The 15,969-nt window shown below is 68.3% G+C and carries 10 protein-coding genes; all 10 read left to right on the plus strand.

Going from position 1 to position 15,969, the window contains the following annotated elements; genetic code table 11:
* Positions 1-33 precede the first annotated feature (33 nt).
* The 10 genes from VMJ70_13825 to VMJ70_13870 all read left to right on the plus strand — a co-directional run bounded on the left by VMJ70_13825 (position 34) and on the right by VMJ70_13870 (position 15,913).
* A complete protein-coding gene (locus VMJ70_13825; protein ID HTO92203.1) occupies positions 34-1,188 on the plus strand; it encodes a glycosyltransferase family 4 protein in 1,155 nt (384 codons plus the stop codon).
* Positions 1,189-1,425: 237 nt separating this feature from the next.
* Positions 1,426-2,127, plus strand: coding sequence for a hypothetical protein (locus VMJ70_13830; protein HTO92204.1), 702 nt, complete (start codon positions 1,426-1,428; stop codon positions 2,125-2,127).
* A 71-nt stretch (positions 2,128-2,198) separates the two neighbouring features.
* Positions 2,199-3,038, plus strand: a complete 840-nt coding sequence (locus VMJ70_13835) for a hypothetical protein (protein ID HTO92205.1) — start codon at positions 2,199-2,201, stop codon at positions 3,036-3,038.
* Positions 3,039-3,095: 57 nt separating this feature from the next.
* A complete protein-coding gene (locus VMJ70_13840) occupies positions 3,096-4,754 on the plus strand; it encodes a FlgD immunoglobulin-like domain containing protein (protein ID HTO92206.1) in 1,659 nt (552 codons plus the stop codon).
* A 166-nt stretch (positions 4,755-4,920) separates the two neighbouring features.
* A complete protein-coding gene (locus tag VMJ70_13845; GenBank protein HTO92207.1) occupies positions 4,921-7,719 on the plus strand; it encodes a serine/threonine-protein kinase in 2,799 nt (932 codons plus the stop codon).
* A 72-nt stretch (positions 7,720-7,791) separates the two neighbouring features.
* Entirely contained in the window at positions 7,792-8,250 is a 459-nt protein-coding gene (tssJ, locus tag VMJ70_13850; GenBank protein HTO92208.1) for a type VI secretion system lipoprotein TssJ, read from the plus strand.
* A gap of 26 nt (positions 8,251-8,276) precedes the next feature.
* On the plus strand, positions 8,277-9,626 hold the full coding sequence (gene tssK, locus VMJ70_13855; protein HTO92209.1) for a type VI secretion system baseplate subunit TssK: 1,350 nt from the start codon (positions 8,277-8,279) through the stop codon (positions 9,624-9,626).
* Position 9,627: 1 nt separating this feature from the next.
* Complete coding sequence (locus VMJ70_13860) at positions 9,628-10,452, plus strand: DotU family type IV/VI secretion system protein (GenBank protein HTO92210.1); 825 nt, start codon at positions 9,628-9,630, stop codon at positions 10,450-10,452.
* Positions 10,449-13,973, plus strand: coding sequence for a type VI secretion system membrane subunit TssM (tssM, locus tag VMJ70_13865; protein ID HTO92211.1), 3,525 nt, complete (start codon positions 10,449-10,451; stop codon positions 13,971-13,973). The genes VMJ70_13860 and tssM overlap by 4 nt, the downstream gene beginning before the upstream one ends.
* A 182-nt stretch (positions 13,974-14,155) precedes the next feature.
* Entirely contained in the window at positions 14,156-15,913 is a 1,758-nt protein-coding gene (locus VMJ70_13870; GenBank protein ID HTO92212.1) for a hypothetical protein, read from the plus strand.
* The last annotated feature ends 56 nt before the right edge of the window (positions 15,914-15,969 follow it).

Consider the following 15,969-nt stretch of genomic DNA (forward strand, 5'->3'; position numbering starts at 1 on the left):
GCGATCCGGGAACTCTCGACGGAAAGCGGTTCGATGCGCGTTCTGGTTCTCTGCGCGGATCCCTCGGTGCCCTTGGGCGGCACTCGTGGCGGCTCGGCACACATGCGCGCCGTGGCTGCGGCGTTGCTGCGGGCGGGGCATCTGGTGGACTGCGCGGTGGCGGCGCTCGGCGACCGCAGCGAGCTGGCCAAGCTCCAGTCGCGCGGGATTTCGCTTCACTCGCTCGACTCGCGCGGCGGGCGATCCACCATGGATCGCCTGATGGCCACGAGCCGTCCGGATCTGGTGATCGAGCGCCTCGCTCCGCAGTCGCCGCATGGCGCCGAATCCGCCGCCGCCGCCGGCGTCGCGCACGTCTACAAAGTCGCGGCCCTTCCAGGTGACGAGGAAGTCGTGTCGAGCCCTCTCGCCCGGCTCGAGGAACCCGGCCAGAGCCTGCGCCGCGGCTTCGCCGCGAGTCGCGGCGCGGTGGTGGCGTCCGAAGAACTGGCGGGCTGGGTGCGCGGGCTCGCTCCCGACAATTTTCCGATCACGGTGATTCCGAACGTCGCCGATCCGCAATTGTTCGAAGCCCCGACCGAAGCCGACCTCAGCTGGGCGCACACCGTCGCCGCCGCGCAGCACGGCGAGTTCGTGATCGGCTTCGCCGGCTCGTTCAAGCCCTGGCACGATCTCGAAACGCTCGTCCACGCGGTGGCGATGTTCCAGTCGCGCTTCTCCGCCCGCCTCCTGCTGATCGGCGACGGGCCCCAGCGCACCGCCCTGCTCGCGCTCACCCATCAGCACCGGATCCCCACCGTGTTCCCGGGCAATGTCCGAGATCGCGAGATGCGTGCGCTGCTCGAGTGCTGCGACGTGGTCGCCATGCCCTACGCGCGCTCGGGCGCCGACTTCTCGCCGATCCGGCTGGTCGAGGCCATGGCCTCGGGCCGTCCGATCGTGGCCACCGAGACCGGCTCCACCCGGCGAGTGCTGGCCGAGGGGGCGAGTGGCATGCTGGTGCCGGCGGGCGATCCATCGGCGATGGCGCGTGCCTTCGAGCGACTCGCCACCCAATCCACGCTGCGCCAGCACCTCGCCGAGTCGGCGCGGCGCCGCGCCTCGCACTACTACGCGTGGGACGTCGCGGTGGAGCGCGTGCTCGCCTTCGCCGGCGCCCGCCGGCTCGGCGCCGAAAACTGCGCCTGACCCCCGCTTCGCTCGCGTAGCCCCGCGTCGGCCATGGTTCGAGGGTGCGGACCCCGAGAACCGCCGACCGGGGCGCGCGAGGATGTCAAACCTCGCCGCGGGAGGCGCTTCGGCCGCGCGTGCCTTCATTTCCCCCTTGGCGCGGACGCCCGTTTCGGCTACTAACTCTCTGTCGCAGTCGGCCTTTGGCCGGACGCCCCCCGGCTCTCGACGCGCTCAACCTCAAGGAGGAGGCTCATGCAGCTGTCGGCAGCACGTGTCCGGGTCACGATCTCCGCCGTGATCCTCGCGACACAACTCGCGAACTGCCTCGCTCCGGCGCTCGCGTTCGCGCAGAGTTCGAGCGGTTCCAGCAACGTTCAGCGCGGCCAGGAGTACTACGAGCAGAGCCGTTTCGATGAAGCCATCAGCCTGCTCAAGGACCTGGTGGATCGCGGCGCTCTCACCGGAGAAGACCTCCAGCGCGCGCGCGAGCTGCTGGCGCGCTCCTACGTGAAGAAGGGCTATCCGGTCCAGGGCAAGGAGATGTTCAAGGCGATCCTGCGGAGCAATCCGTCGTGGCGCCCGGACCCGATCCGCGTGCCGCCCGACGAGACCGCGGTGTTCGATCAGGCGCTCAAGGAATTCCAGGCCGAGGGAAGCGGAACGCCGGCGCCGGCCGACACCAGCAAGGTGGCAACGCCGCCGACGCCCGCTCCGCCCACCACTGCGCCTGCGCCTCCCAAGGCGACGCCGACGCCGGCCTCGACCGTAGTGCCCGGGGCGGCCACCGAGACCAAGGAAAAGAAGAAGTCTTCCAAGACGCTCTGGTACGTGCTCGGGGGCGCGGTGCTGATCGGTGGCATCGCCGCCGCGGCGGGCGGTGGTGGGGGAGGCGGTGGCAGCACGCCGGCCCCGGCCAGCCCGCTCCCCACGTTCCCCACACCGCCCGGCCCGTGACGCGCTCGTCGCTCCGGACCGTGCCCGAATCAGGATTTTCTGAACTCGCCCACCCCCATCGGGAGGAACCGATGAACAAGCTCGTCCGTGGAGTGCTTCTGATAGCAGTGATGTTGCTGATCTCGCTCGGCGTGTCGTTCGCTGGAGTGATCGTGGCGCCGACCGGCATTCCCTACCAGGGCCGCCTCACGGACGCCGGCGGCGCGCCGGTGAATGGAGCGAAGACCCTCACGCTCACGCTCTACAACTCCGGGAACACGGTCATCTATCAGGAGACCCAGAACGTCACGGTGACGAATGGTCTGTTCTCGGTCGAGATCGGAACCGGCACTGCGGTCACGGGCACATTCGCGACCATCAACTTCTCGACCTACGATCTGTATCTCGGAATCCAGGTTGGCACCGATCCCGAAATGGCGCCCAAGATTCACTTCGGCGTCGTGCCCTATGCGATGACGGCGAAAGACTCACCTGGGCTCGCCTCGAATCACAGCACCAGCTTCACGAATTTCCCGACCACCGGCGCGGCAGTCGCCCTGGTCGGCGCCACGATCACGGTTCCGACCGCCGGCTATATCATGGTCATTGCCGGAGGGCAGATCTACGCGCCCGCTGGATTCAGCACCGCGATGTGGATCAGCGAGGCGGCCGGCGGGAGCTTCGACAGCAATGACTATGGCGACGTCTCGAATCCGAACGGGGCTCAATTCTTCCAGTACGAGCGACATCGCGTCTACTCGAAAGGGCCCGGCACCTACACCTTCTATCTGAACGGGTCGGCGACGGTGGCCGGTGCCTATCTGTGGCAGCCGACGATGACAGCGTTCTTCATTCCCACGGCAATGGGCTCGGTCGCGCCTGTCCCGACCGTTCCGGCCGCGGCCCGCCAGCCGGCCGACCCGACGCGGTGAGCCGGGCATGATCACGATGAATTCGCCACGAGCCCACGACGGGAATCGGGGGTCCGCATGAGATCCAGGATGGCGGTGAGCGCCGCTCTGCTGCTGCTCGCGACGGCTTGGCATGCGTCGTCGCTCGCTCAGGTGACAAGCACCAATTTCAAGCTGACGGGTGACGTCGGAAGCGGCGGCCTCGGCACCTCGACCAGTTACCGGTTGTTCGGCACGCAGCCCTCGAATCCCGCGGGTCGCACCACGTCGCCCGCGAACGATCTCTTTTCGGGATTCGTTCGCGCGATCGGCTTCTCGCACATGGACACCGTGCGCTATTCGACCAAGGCCGGGAAATTCGCGCTGGTGGCGTTTCCGCTCAAGCGCACCAACAACGCGCCCACCTCAGTGCTGCCCGGGCTCGGAGCCTACAACAACACCGTGTGGCGACTCGGACACTTCGACACCGCCAATAACAAGTACCTGGAGCCCGGTTCGACCGGCATCACCACCATCAGCAACGGTCTCGGCTACTGGCTGATCACGGCGGGAGCGAACAACAACAGCCTGCTCGACGTCGGGCTCCCCGTGGTCGAACTTCCCTTCCTCGGAGCGGCCGGCGCCTATCCGCTGGCCAATGGCCCATCGGCCGCGCCGGGCTGGAACCAGATGGGCAATCCGTTCCAGTATCCGATCGACGTCTCGCACGTGTGGGTGACCGACAACGCGACCTTCGCCGGCCCAGTCGGGAACGGCGGCAACACGCTCACCGATCACACCATCAAGGTCTGGAACGACACCTCCTCGACGTACGAAGACGCGGCGACCATCAACGGCCGGCAAGGCTTCTGGGTCCACAAGACCAGCACCGCCGCGGTCAACATGATCTTCTTTGCCGGCGGGAGCACCTATGGAGTCCCGGCGCCGGGGCTGGAGGCGGGCGGTTCGAGCGCCGACCTGTCCTCGAACGCCCCGGTCGCGGTCGGGCTCTCGTCGAACGCTCCGGTCGCGCAGTGGGCGGTCTCGCTCACCGCCCGCCAGGGCGATCGCTCTTCCGAGCCCATGGTGATGGGAGCGGCTGCGGTCGCGGCCGGTCAATGGAATTCCCTGTGCGAAGCGCTTGCACCCGCTCCACCCGATTTCGAGCCGCTGACGCTGCGCCAGACGCGCACCGACTGGGGGCGATTCTCCGGCGACTACACGCGGGTGTTCCAGCCGGAGTCCGATCACATGAGCTGGGATTTCACCGTGTCTGGCGCCGAATCGCCGGGCGAGTTGAATCTCCGCGTCGAGTCTCAGGGTCTGCCGGCCGGGACGCGGCTCTGGCTCACCGATCGTGCCACCGGTGCGCGGCAGGAAATGGCGCCGAGCGGTTCCTTCACGCTGCCGGCGTTCGCGGACGCCCACGACTATCGAATCGAAGCGATCGGCGGGAGCGCGTCACAGCCCTCGGCGAATCTCGCCGATGAGTTCATGCGGGCATATCCGAATCCCTTCCGCGCCTCGACCGGGCTCAACTTCGCGCTGGCCCGCACCGGCGACGTGAGCGTGGACATCTTCGACCTGCAAGGCCGGCGCGTGCGTTCGCTCGAGCGCCGCGGACTTGCTGCGGGGGAGCACGTGCTGGTGTGGGACGGCCGTGACGCGAGCGGCAACCTCGCCGGCAGCGGCGTCTATCTCACTCGCTGGCGCGCCGGTGAGCTGAGCGGCAGCGGGCGACTGGTCAAGATCGACTGACGAGCTTCGAGCCTCGAGCCCCGCGCGAGCCGATTCGCGCGGGGTCTTTTTTTCGCCCGGAATCCACGCCAATCTCCGGCCAGGGCCCCGCCGTCTTGCCGGCTTCGCTCCGCGCCCCCTATTCTCATTTCCTTCTGGCCGGCTCCCCGCCCTGGAATCCCGCGGCATGCCGGTCTTCGAGCATTCCACGGCGGAGTCGCGATTCCTGATGGAAAAGGATTTCGGCGCGTACGAGCTGCGCGACCGCATCGGCAAGGGCGGCATGGCCTGGGTCTACCTGGCCGTGCAGAAGAACCTCGACCGGCCGGTGGCCTTGAAGATCCTCTTCCCGCATCTGGCCGAGGACGACGCGCTGGTGGCGCGCTTCCAGCTCGAGGCCAAGTCCGCGGCGGCCATGCGCCACGAGAACGTCTGCCAGGTCTACGACTTCGGGCGCCACGGCGATCAGTTCTACATCGCCATGGAGTACGTCGAAGGGAAGAACCTGCGCGAGTGGATCGACGCGCACGGAGCGCCGCCGCTCGAGATCGCGCTGCTCATGCTGCGCGACATCTGCCGCGGGCTCGAGCACGCCCACCGCCGCAACATCATCCATCGCGACATCAAGCCGTCCAACGTGATGTTCACGCCCGACGGCGTGATCAAGCTCATGGACTTTGGCCTGGCGCGCCGCGTCGAGGACCGCAGCGGCATCACCATGTACGGCGCGATGCTCGGCACTCCGGCCTACATGTCGCCCGAGCAGGCGCGCGGCGAGAAGCTCGAGCGCCCCACCACCGACATCTTTTCGTTCGGCATCGTCTGCTACGAGCTGCTCGGAGGCCTGCGGCCGTTTCAGGGCGACAGTTCCTCGGTGGCGCGCGCGATCATGTACGCCGAGCCGCGCCCGCTCGACGCGCTCGATCCGCTGGTGCCGCCGATCGTCGAAGCCATGATTCGCCGCATGCTCGAGAAGAACGTCGAGCAACGCGTGCAGAGCGTGGCCGAGGTGCGACACGCCTTCGATGCCGCGATCCAGGAGCTTGGCATTCCGCACGAGCGCGAACTGCTCGCCGACTTCGCCGCCGATCCTGCGGCGGTCGGCTCGGTGTTGCGCGCGCGCCGGCTGACGCGCCATCTCGAGCGCGTTCACGAGGCCGAAGCCCGCAATGACGCGACCGCGCTGCTGCGCGAATGGCGCTGCGTGCTCTACCTCGATCCTGATCACAAGGAAGCCGCGGAATACGTCCGCAAGCACGACGTGCCGGGCCCGCTCGGAGGCGCCGCGCCGGCCGACGAGCTCGAGCACACCATGCTGTGGACTCCGGAATCGCGGCCGATCACGCCGCCGCCGACTTCACGGACCCCGTCGATCGCGCCCGACGCGCCGACGCTTCCGCCCGCTCCCTCGGTCTCGCGCCCGCCGGGGACCGCTTCTCGCGCCCCCGGCTCGACTGTGCCACCGGTGTTCCCCGAAGCTCCGCCCGAGCAGACCATGGTGCTCGACCCGTCGCGCTCATCGGCGGTGGCGCCCCCGAGCGCGCCCCCGCCGCCCGCAGCTCCGCCGCCGCCCGCGGGGCCACCATCCGCGCCTCCGCCTCCCGCGCCCCGCGAGCCAGTGCCCGCCGCCGCGGCGCCGCGGAGGAAGCCGCCTGCACCGGCGAAGCCGGCGGCGAAGACCCCGCCGCTCCTCATTCCGGGAGTGGTGGCGCTGCTGGTGGTCGTCGCCGGCGCCATCTTCCTGTTCTCGCCACACAAGAGCACGCCACCCGCGACGCCTTCGGGCCCGCCGGTGCCGGGTTCGCCGGTCGGCGCTCCCGGGAGCGAGGCGCCGCCGGCGGCGCCGTCTGCCGGATCGGGTGTCACCACGGCCGCGCTCACCGTGACCGCCGAGCCACGCGACGCGCAGGTGATCGTGGATGGCGGCCAGCCGCAGTCGGTGCCGGCGCGGTTCGGCGAGCTGACCACCGGTGCCCACACGATTCGCGTGCTGCGCGACAGCTTCCAGACCGCGCGGCGCGTGGTGCATCTCGCCGCCGGACAGGACACCCTGGTCGCGGTCAAGCTCAAGCCGATCGAGAAAGGGGCTCGCGAGGTGCTGGCGCTGCGGATCGCGACCGATCCTCCCGACGCGACCGTGGCGCTCGACGGGGAGGCGCCGCAGACCGCACCCGCCACCTATCGCAACGTCACGGCCGGCGAACACACCGTGGAGGCGAAGCGTGAAGGTTTCGCGAGCCAGCTGCTGGCGTTCACGGTGCGTGCTCAGGCCGAGACCACCGTGACGCTCAAGCTCGTGCCGCAACGCGCGGGACCGGCCCGGTCGGTGACGGTGCGCACGCGTCCCAACGGCGGCATGGTCACGGTCGACGATCTGGGTGCCCGTCACGAGCCCGGGCGGTTCGAGGGGCTGCATCCGGGCCTCCATCGCGCGCGCGCTTCGCTCAGCGGCTTCGCCGATGTCGATTTGAGCTTTGCGCTCTCGGGTCAGCGAGACACCACGGTGACGCTGCAGTTCGCCGGACCGCCGAGCACGCCGGCGGGCGCCACCGCCACGCTCAACGTCTGGCTGCGACCGGCGGGCACGGTGCTGCTCGACCGGGCCCCGGTCCGGACCGACGTCGAGTCACTGCAGGTGGTGCTGCAGGCCGACCGCGAGTACCTGGTCGGGCTCCAGCCCAAGTGGGGCGGAAGCTTCGTGAGCGAGCCGGTGAAGTTGAAGGCCGGGCAGACGCGCCTGTTCGGCTACGACTTTCGCCCCGGCATGGCACGCATCGACGTGGCCGTGACCGGCGGGCCCCCGGCCGAGATCCTGCTGGACGGAAAGCCGAGCGGCCTCCAGACCCCGAATACCCTGTTCGTGAACCCGGGCAGCCACAAGATCGTGGTGGCCCTCGACGGCTGGACGACCCGGGAGGGGGTTCAGAGCTTCAAGCTCAAGGGCGGACAGGCGCGCGCGCTCAGCTTCACGCTCGCGCGTCCTTGAGCGCTGTGCCCCAAGCCCTTGACGCCACCCGGCTTGCCGCCTAGTGTGCCGGCCATGTGCGCCCGCGCCTTGATGTCGCGCAGTGCGTTGGCACCAATCGCTGCCTTGTGCCTGTTGGGAACCAGCTGCGCCAAGGTGCCGCTGGTGGGCGGCAAGCCGGCGATTCAGCTCAGTCTCGAGGCCTCGGACCAGTGCAACACCTGCGGCAAGGCCAGCGCGCAACCGCTCGAGTTCGCGGTGATTCAGGTCACCGATGCCTCGGCCATCACCGGAACCTCCCTGGTCCAGATCTGGGGCAAGGAGAAGGCGCTCTTCGGCGACGCGTTGCTCACGCGCGACACCGGTTTCATCGATCCAAAGGCCAAGCAGGAATTCAGCTACGAGCGCAACGCCAAGGCCAAAGCGGTGATCGTGATCGGCAATTTCTGTCAGCCCGAGGGCACCTGCTGGTACGTTCTTCAGCCGCTCTCGAAGGGATCCCACCTCAAGTTGAGGGCGGAAGCGTCCTGTCTGGCGGTCGCGAAGAAGTGAAGCGCTGACAGGTCGCGGAGACTCCCATGAGCCGGCATCAGGCGGTGGTGTGGAGTGAGGGGCTGCTGCTCACGCCCCAGCATTTCCAGCAGTCCGATCTCGCGGTCCATCACCTGGTCGCCGAGCGCTTCCGCGCCGCGCAGGACTTCGAGTTCGGATTCACGCATCTCGAGATCGACCGCGAGGCATTGCGCAACGGCCGGCTGGCGCTGCTCGCCGCCCGAGGCGTGCTGCCTGATGGGACGCCCTTCTCGGCGCCCGAAGACGATCCGCTGCCCCAGTCGCGCGACATCGCCAGCCATTTCGAGGCGCGCCAGGAGACCCTGCCGGTGCATCTGGGGCTGCCTTCGATCCGCCCCGGCCGCGCGATGCTGGCGGGCGGCGGCAGCGACGGCGTGCCGCCGCGCTACCTGACCGACACGCTCGATCTGCCCGACGCCAACACCGGCCTCGACGAGCGTCCGGTAACCACCGCGCGCCGCAACCTGCGCCTGCTGTTCCCCGACGATGCGCTCGGCGACCACGATCATCTGCAGATGGCGGAGCTCGGCCGGACTTCCGACAGCAACTTCGTGTTGCGCGAGAGCTATGTGCCGGCGAGTCTCACGGTCGGCGCATCGGACGCCCTCATGCGCCAGCTGCGGGCCGAGTTCGAGATGCTGATCGCCACCGGCAACAGCCTGGCCGAAAAACGCCGTCAGCGCGGCAGCGCCGCCGATTTTGCCGACACCGACGCGGCCAAGTTCTTCCAGCTCGGCGTGGTGAACGGCTTCATTCCCCAGATCGCGCACGTGCTGGCGCACCCGCGCATTCATCCCGAGCGTGTCTACCTGATGCTCGCGAGCCTGATGGCGCAGCTCTGCACGCTGGTCTCGGAGCCGCATCCGAAAGACCTTCCACCCTACGATCACGCGGCGCTGGGGCGCACGTTCGAAGGGCTCGACAAGGAGCTGCGCAAGCTGCTCGAAGTGCGCATGGACGACAAGACGCTGCGCATCGACCTGCAGCGTAAGGACAGCTCGCTCTACTTCGGCCAGATCGTGGACCTGCGCGCGCTCGAGTCGAGCTCGAGCATGTTCCTCGGGGTCAAGGCCGACGCCGAGGAGCAGCGCCTGATCAATGAAGTGCCCTACAAGGTCAAGATCGCCTCGCAGGACAAGATCGACTACCTGATCGCCAACGCCCTGCGCGGCGTGGTGGTGAACTACCAGCGCATGACGCCGACCACGCTGTCCACCAAGGGCAACTATCTGTACTTCCAGCTCGACACCGGGGGCGACGCGTTCGAAACCGTGCGCGCGGCCAAGAACATCGCGATCTTCCTGCCGCCCGACTATCCCGGGCTGACCATCGAGCTGTTGGGGTTGCGCGCCTAGGATGGGTGTTCGCAACCGAGGAATTCGCGGCGCGCGCGGCCGCGGCGGCAGATCCTCCCGCGGCGGCGACGAGACCATCGTCTTCGATCCGCCGCAGCGTCGCGGCGGCAGTGGACGGCGTGGCGACGGCGAGCCGCCCTCGGGCGGTCGCGTGCGACTCGTCGATCTCTGCTCGGACTGGCTGAGCATGATCGTGGTCATGCGCCAGAGCCCCGATGGCCGCCTCGACTCGAACGCGATCCGCGCCCGCACGCTCGAGCTAAGGGGCCGCCTCGAGCAGGATGGCGCGCGCAATGCGATCATGCCCGCCGACGTCGAGGCCGCGGTGTTCGCGCTGGTCGTGTTCCTCGACGAGACCGCGCTGCGCGCCGGCGGTCCGTTGCGCGACGCCTGGGTGGCGCGGCCGCTGCAGCTCGAGTGGTTCGGCACCAACGTCGGCGGCGACGAATTCTTCAGCCGGCTCGACACCATGCGTCGCGAGCGCGAGAACCGGATCGAGGCGATCGAGGTCTACGCCTGCTGTCTGGCGTTCGGCTTCCTCGGCCGCTTCGGGCTCTCGGGCCCCGAGCGCGTCAAGAACCTGCTCACCGAGGTCGAGCGCGACATCGCGGCAGTGCGCGGCACCGGCCGCCGCGCGCTGGCCCCGCACGCCGCCCGCCCCGACGACGGCGGCAGCGAGGTCACCGGCCGCTTCCCGCTGTGGGTGGCGCTGGCGGTGTTCGTGCCGGCGCTGGTGCTGGTGTTCCTGCTGCTCAAGCTGTTCGCGGTGATCGGCGCGCAGCACGACGCCGGGGTGATCGCGCGGCTCGCCGGGGGCGGCTCGTGAACTTCCTGAAGCGCTACATGCAGCCGCCGGTCTACATCGGCGCGGGTGCGGTCGGAGCGAGCGCGGCGACCATCGCGGTATTCAACATCTTCAAGTGGTCGCTGCTGCTCGCGTTGCTCGTGATCCTCGTCCTGGTGATGGTCGCGGTGATCTTCATCCTGCTGCGCCAGCTCAAGAAGGCCCAGCAGGCCGAAGAGATCGAGAAGTCGGTGGTGGTGCAGGCCGACAAGGACATCGAGCGCTCGACGCCCGGACAGCAGGCCGAGATGCAGAGCCTCAAGGCCGACTTCCTCGCCGCGGTGGAATCGCTCAAGCGCTCGAAGCGCGGCGGCAAGGCGGTGCTCTCGACCCTGCCGTGGTACATGGTGGTCGGCCCAACTCAAGCCGGGAAGAGCGTGCTGATGGCGAACTCCGGCTTGCAGTTCGCGCTCACCGACGCCTCGCGTCGCGGCAAGTCGGTGAAGGGCGTGGGCGGCACCCGCAGCTTCGAATGGTGGCTGACGCAGGAAGCGGTGCTGCTCGACATGACCGGTCGCATGGTCGGGGCCTCGGGCCAGTTCGAGGACACCAGCGACTGGGGCGCGTTCCTGCAGGTGCTGCGCAAGCAGCGGCAGGAGAAGCCGCTCAACGGCGTGATCGTGGCGGTGCCGGTCGACCAGCTCGCCGACAAGCCCGAAGCGCAGATCGAGAAGCTGGCGAGCTCGATCCGCGAGCGCATCCAGGAGGTGATCCACGGGCTGGGCGTGGTATTCCCGGTCTACGTGATGTTCACCAAGTGCGATTTGATCGCCGGCTTCGTCGAGTTCTTCAGCGATCTATCGCCCGCCGAGCGCCAGCAGCCCTGGGGCGCCACCGTGGCGGTGGAGCGCGCCGAGACCGAGGCGGCCGAATCGCTGTTCGACAAGGAGTTCGGGCTGATGCAGGCGGCGCTCGCCGACCGCCGCATGGCGCGCGTGACGGATGTGCCCGACCCGCTCCAGCGCGCGCGCGCGTTCGCGTTCCCGGCGCAGATGGAGCGCATCCGCCCGGCGCTGCGGCGCTTCCTGCGCGTGCTGTTCGCCGAGGATCCCGGCGAGAAGGACCAGCCGCTGTTCCGCGGCTTCTACTTCGCCAGCGGCAGCCCGCAGGGCGCCCCGACCGACCGCGTGCTCGAGCCCGCCGCCCGCGCGCTCGGGCTGGCGCTGGGCACGAGCGCGCCGCCGCAGTCGCCGCCCGGCGCCTGGTTCGTTCACGACCTGCTCACCGGCGTGGTGTTCGAGGACGCCGCCCTCGTCACCACCTCCAAGGGCGCGGTGCAGGCCCAGAAGCTGGCGCGCATGGTCACGCTCGGGTTGCTGGGCGTGGTCTTCCTCGCCTTCGTGATTCTGTTCTCGTCGCTCTCGTGCGCCAACGCCCATCTGATCGGCGCCACCCGCAAGGCCGCCGAAGCCGTGGCGACCCATGTCCACCCCAACGAGTCGCTGCTCGACAACCTCACGGCGCTGGAAGACCTGCGCGCCAACGTCGCGATCGTGGACTCGCTTCAGCACAAGGGGGTGCCGTGGTGGCGCGCGCTCGGCGCGTGGTCCGGGAATCCGGTGCGCGATCCGGCCATGGACCTCTACACGCGCAAGGCGCTCGAAGTGCTGGTCGGCCCCTCGTACGACGCGATGCAGGCGCGCCTCGACACCCTGACCACGCGCTACTCGGGGGACTTCGTCGAGTTCTACTGCCTGTTCCGCACCTGGCGCCTGCTCGCCACGCCGCGCGAGCTGACGCCCGCCGACGCGCCGCTGGTCGCGCGCGTGATCAACGGCATTCAGGCCGACCTGGTGCGCTCGATGAGCCAGGACGTGCGCGACCAGGTCACCAGCCTGATCAACGCGCAGTGCGCGTTCCTGTGCGAGCACTCGGAGTTCATCGAAAAGCGTTTCTTCCCGACCGCCAATCCCAGCCTGGTGGCGCGCGGCCGCGAGACCTTGCGAGGCCACTGGGAATCGAATTCCTTCTACCGCCTGATGATCGACCAGACCCGCCGCCAGACGAAGCCGCTCAGCGTCGCGGCGCTCACCGACAACTCGCGGCTGCTGTCGGGCACCACCGAGGTGTCGGGGCCGTTCACGCACGACGGCTGGGAGAAGCAGGTGAAGCCGCGCGTCGAGTGGTGGCGGCTCGAGGTGAGCCGCGACGGCGATCTGCGCGACGCGTTCGCGGGTCGCATCCCCGACCTGGCCGGCGATCTGCTCGCCTCCTACGCCAACGACTACACCGGGCAGTGGATCGGGCTCATGAACGGCGTCAAGGCGGCGGACTTCGCGGGCTCGCGCCCGGCCGGCGCCGAGAACATGAAGGCGCTGCTCGGCGACGATACGCCGCTGCTGGCGTTGCTCGCCGGGGTGGACGAGCAGGTGACCTTCCAGGAGATGGCCAATTCGCCGATGGGCCGTGTCCAGTCGAGCTTCTCGATGCTCCACGACTTCGCCAAGGCGCCGCCGGGCGGGAGCTTTGGGCGGAAGGCCAGCAGCGCGATGAGCGGGCTGTTCCACCGCAACGACGCGCTCGACAAGAGCGGCCTGCCGAGCACGCGCTACCTGTCGCAGATGCGCGACGCGCAAAAGGCGATCGCCGCCAAGGCCCAGCCCGGCGCGCCGGAGTCCGATTTCCTCGCCCTGTTCGCGAGCGGCGTGAGCAGCCCGGTGCGCACCGCACTCGACTGGATCGATCAGCAATCGGCGGGCTATTCGTCCGGACCCACGCGCGACGCCACCGTGCGCATGCTGCGGCTCCCCGTCGACATGTTCAGCCCCGGTGGGGGTGGCGGGGCGACGGGCGAAGGGATCGTGCCCCCCGAGGTCGGGCGCCTGTGGGTCGAGCTGGTGATGAAGCCGTGGCAGCGAACCCTGATGGGCAAGTATCCGTTCACCGCCGGTGGACCCGACGCGGCGCTCCCGGACTTCGTCGAGTTCTTCCGGCCGGGCGGCACCTTCTGGAGCTTCTACGACGCCAACCTCAAGTCCCTGGTAGGAGAGGATGGCCAGCCGGCCGGCGCGTTCCGCCTGCGCCAGGACTTCGCGGATTGCGTGCGCCACGCGCACGAGATTCGCGTCGCCTTCTTCTCGGAGAATCCGGCGCAGCCGATGATGCATTTCCAGATCCGCACCACCACCGCCAACGTCGAGGGGCCGCAGCTGTTCGTGCGCCGCGTGCACCTCGATCTCGACGGGCAGTTCACGACCTACACCAACGGCGTGCCGCAGTGGCAGCCGCTGGACTGGCCGGGGCCCGACCCGGGGGTCGGCGCGGTCCTCAGGGCCGAGCTGGCCGGGACCACGGCCGCCGAGAGCCGCTCGTTCGCCGGACCGTGGGGACTCTTCCATCTGCTCGACGAAGCGCAGCTATCGGGCGGGGCCGAGGCGCCCCAGGCGGTGTGGAGGCTGACCGCCGGCTCGAGCCGGATCGTCGTCCAGTACGACATCCAGCCCAAGTCGACGGTGAACCCCTTCCGGCAGAACTTCATGCGCTTCGAGGTGCCGAGCCCGTAAAGAGCCGTCTCCCACTCACAAGCCGGCGTCTAGAGTTCCTCGCGAGTAAGGCCGAGGCCTCCCGCCTGCCCTCAGTCGTTCATTTCCAACGCCAAGCTCAGCCATGTTGGCGAAACTACCGCTTAAGCGGTGTCTCGTCGCTGAGTATGGAGTCGCTGGTTCCGGCAACGTGAGGTAGAAATTTGATCGGCCGACTGGAGAAAGCGCTGCTCGGCGTCGCCTGTGGAGCTCTGGCGGTCCGCGGAATCCTGTCCCTGGACGGGACGATGTGGCTCTGGGGGTTAAACGCGCAGCGCTTTCTTCCGGTCGCGCTCGGATGGGGCCTTTGGTCGGTCTGCGCAGTGTCGTGTGTGTCATCAGTGAGCATCTCGATAGCGAGAGGGCTGGAGCGGCTCGGCGCCTCACTTCAAACTCGCGCCTCTGCGCGGGTGGGGTTCGCGCTGCTTATTGGAACAATCGTATTCCTACTCGACGACAGAACATGGTTTGTCGGGGATTTCCTTATTCGGAGGATGGGCGGTTCGAATGCCTTCCGCGGCAGCTTCCTCCAATCTCTGCCCCTTGAAAGGTGGCTGATCGGCACGGGTCCGACACTTGTGGCCTCACTTCTACCTGCGCCGACCTACTACCGAGTTCTCAGTGCAATCGCGACTTTTGTTCTTGCGATGGCCGCAGTCCGGCTAGGCCGAGATGTGGCGATCTCGCCGATAGCGATCGCCGTGTCGGCCTCCACGGTCACCCTTGGAGGCTGGCTCGTCGTCGCCACCGGGCTCGCGAAGACAGCAGCCATTCTTTGCGCGCTGACGGCCGCGGTCGCCTCGTTCGTTTCACCGCGGCTGATGAACTGGAGTTCGATGGCGAAATGCGGGATTGCCGTGAGCCTCGCGATCTTCCTGCATCGAGGGGGCGTGCTCCTGCTCCCATGCTGGGCACTGGCGCTCGTTCACACTGTTCGGAACGAGAAGCCGACCCTCAGCACGCGCGGCGTGCGTCATCTCGCAAGTGCCCTGCTCCCCTTGATCGCGGGGCTAGTCTCGTTCAGCGAACTTTGGCGCATATTCACGAACTACGATCTGCCGCATCACCTTGGCGGGCAACCGACGCTAGGCCCCGGACAATGGTGGACTTTGAGCGCCTTGCCACTTCGGGTGCTCGACGTGATCAATCTTGCCCTCTTCTTGCTCCCCGCGCTGCCTGTCCTGGTGATCGCTGCTTCCTCGTTCAGGCCAGGAACGGCGGACTTCTCCCGCTGGCAGCGACTCAGCATGCTCGCTGTGCCCTGGATCGGCGCCGTGCTCTTGATCCGGCCCGGCCAAGGAGTCTTCCGCGACGTCGATGTGTTTGCTCCGGCCGGAATCGCAGTGGGCGCGCTCCTCGCTCTCGCGACCTCCAACGGCATCGCCGCGGCTTCGAAAGGCAGGCTCGCCGCGATCGTATCGACAAGTCTTCTCGTCGCGACCGTTCAGATACTGCTCGTAGAACACAGTTCCGCGGCTGGCCTCGATCGAGTCGCGGCATACGCCAGCGGGCCGCCGCAGCGCACGAATGCCGAGATCGGCATGACCTGGGACTTCCTCGCGCTACGTTCGTTCGCCGTGAGGGATTGGCCGCGAGCGGCGTCGGCTACGAACGCAGCTGTACGCTACGAGCCGAGTCCGCGAATCCTGATCATGCGCGGAATCGCGAACACCTACGTCGGCGAGTATCGAACAGCGCGCGACTCGTACTCCGAGGCGTTGCGCGTCGACAACCATCTTCCTGAAGCCTGGCTAGGACTTGCGGGCGCCGCGGCCTATCTTGAGGACAAAGCCCTCGAGGATTCCGCGCTCGCAAGCCTCATCCGGCTCGGGGCCTACGAACAGACGCGCCCCATCATTCAGAAGCTGCGAACCGAGTTTCCGGCCGTCTATCCGGCCTCAGCGTCCCCGATTCCCTGGTGAGCCCGGCTGGGCAAAGCGCGGGGACTCCACCCACATGGACTGGCCGCAACCGCGAC

This window comes from Candidatus Sulfotelmatobacter sp., assembly GCA_035498555.1.
In the GTDB taxonomy this organism is placed as follows: Bacteria; Eisenbacteria; RBG-16-71-46; order RBG-16-71-46; family RBG-16-71-46; genus DATKAB01.

Coding starts and splice junctions, on each gene's coding strand:
- VMJ70_13825 (HTO92203.1), top strand. CDS start 34: ATGCGCGTTCTGGTTCTCTGCGCGGATCCCTCGGTGCCCTTGGGCGGC.
- VMJ70_13830 (HTO92204.1), top strand. CDS start 1,426: ATGCAGCTGTCGGCAGCACGTGTCCGGGTCACGATCTCCGCCGTGATC.
- VMJ70_13835 (HTO92205.1), top strand. CDS start 2,199: ATGAACAAGCTCGTCCGTGGAGTGCTTCTGATAGCAGTGATGTTGCTG.
- VMJ70_13840 (HTO92206.1), top strand. CDS start 3,096: ATGAGATCCAGGATGGCGGTGAGCGCCGCTCTGCTGCTGCTCGCGACG.
- VMJ70_13845 (HTO92207.1), top strand. CDS start 4,921: ATGCCGGTCTTCGAGCATTCCACGGCGGAGTCGCGATTCCTGATGGAA.
- tssJ (HTO92208.1), top strand. CDS start 7,792: ATGTCGCGCAGTGCGTTGGCACCAATCGCTGCCTTGTGCCTGTTGGGA.
- tssK (HTO92209.1), top strand. CDS start 8,277: ATGAGCCGGCATCAGGCGGTGGTGTGGAGTGAGGGGCTGCTGCTCACG.
- VMJ70_13860 (HTO92210.1), top strand. CDS start 9,628: ATGGGTGTTCGCAACCGAGGAATTCGCGGCGCGCGCGGCCGCGGCGGC.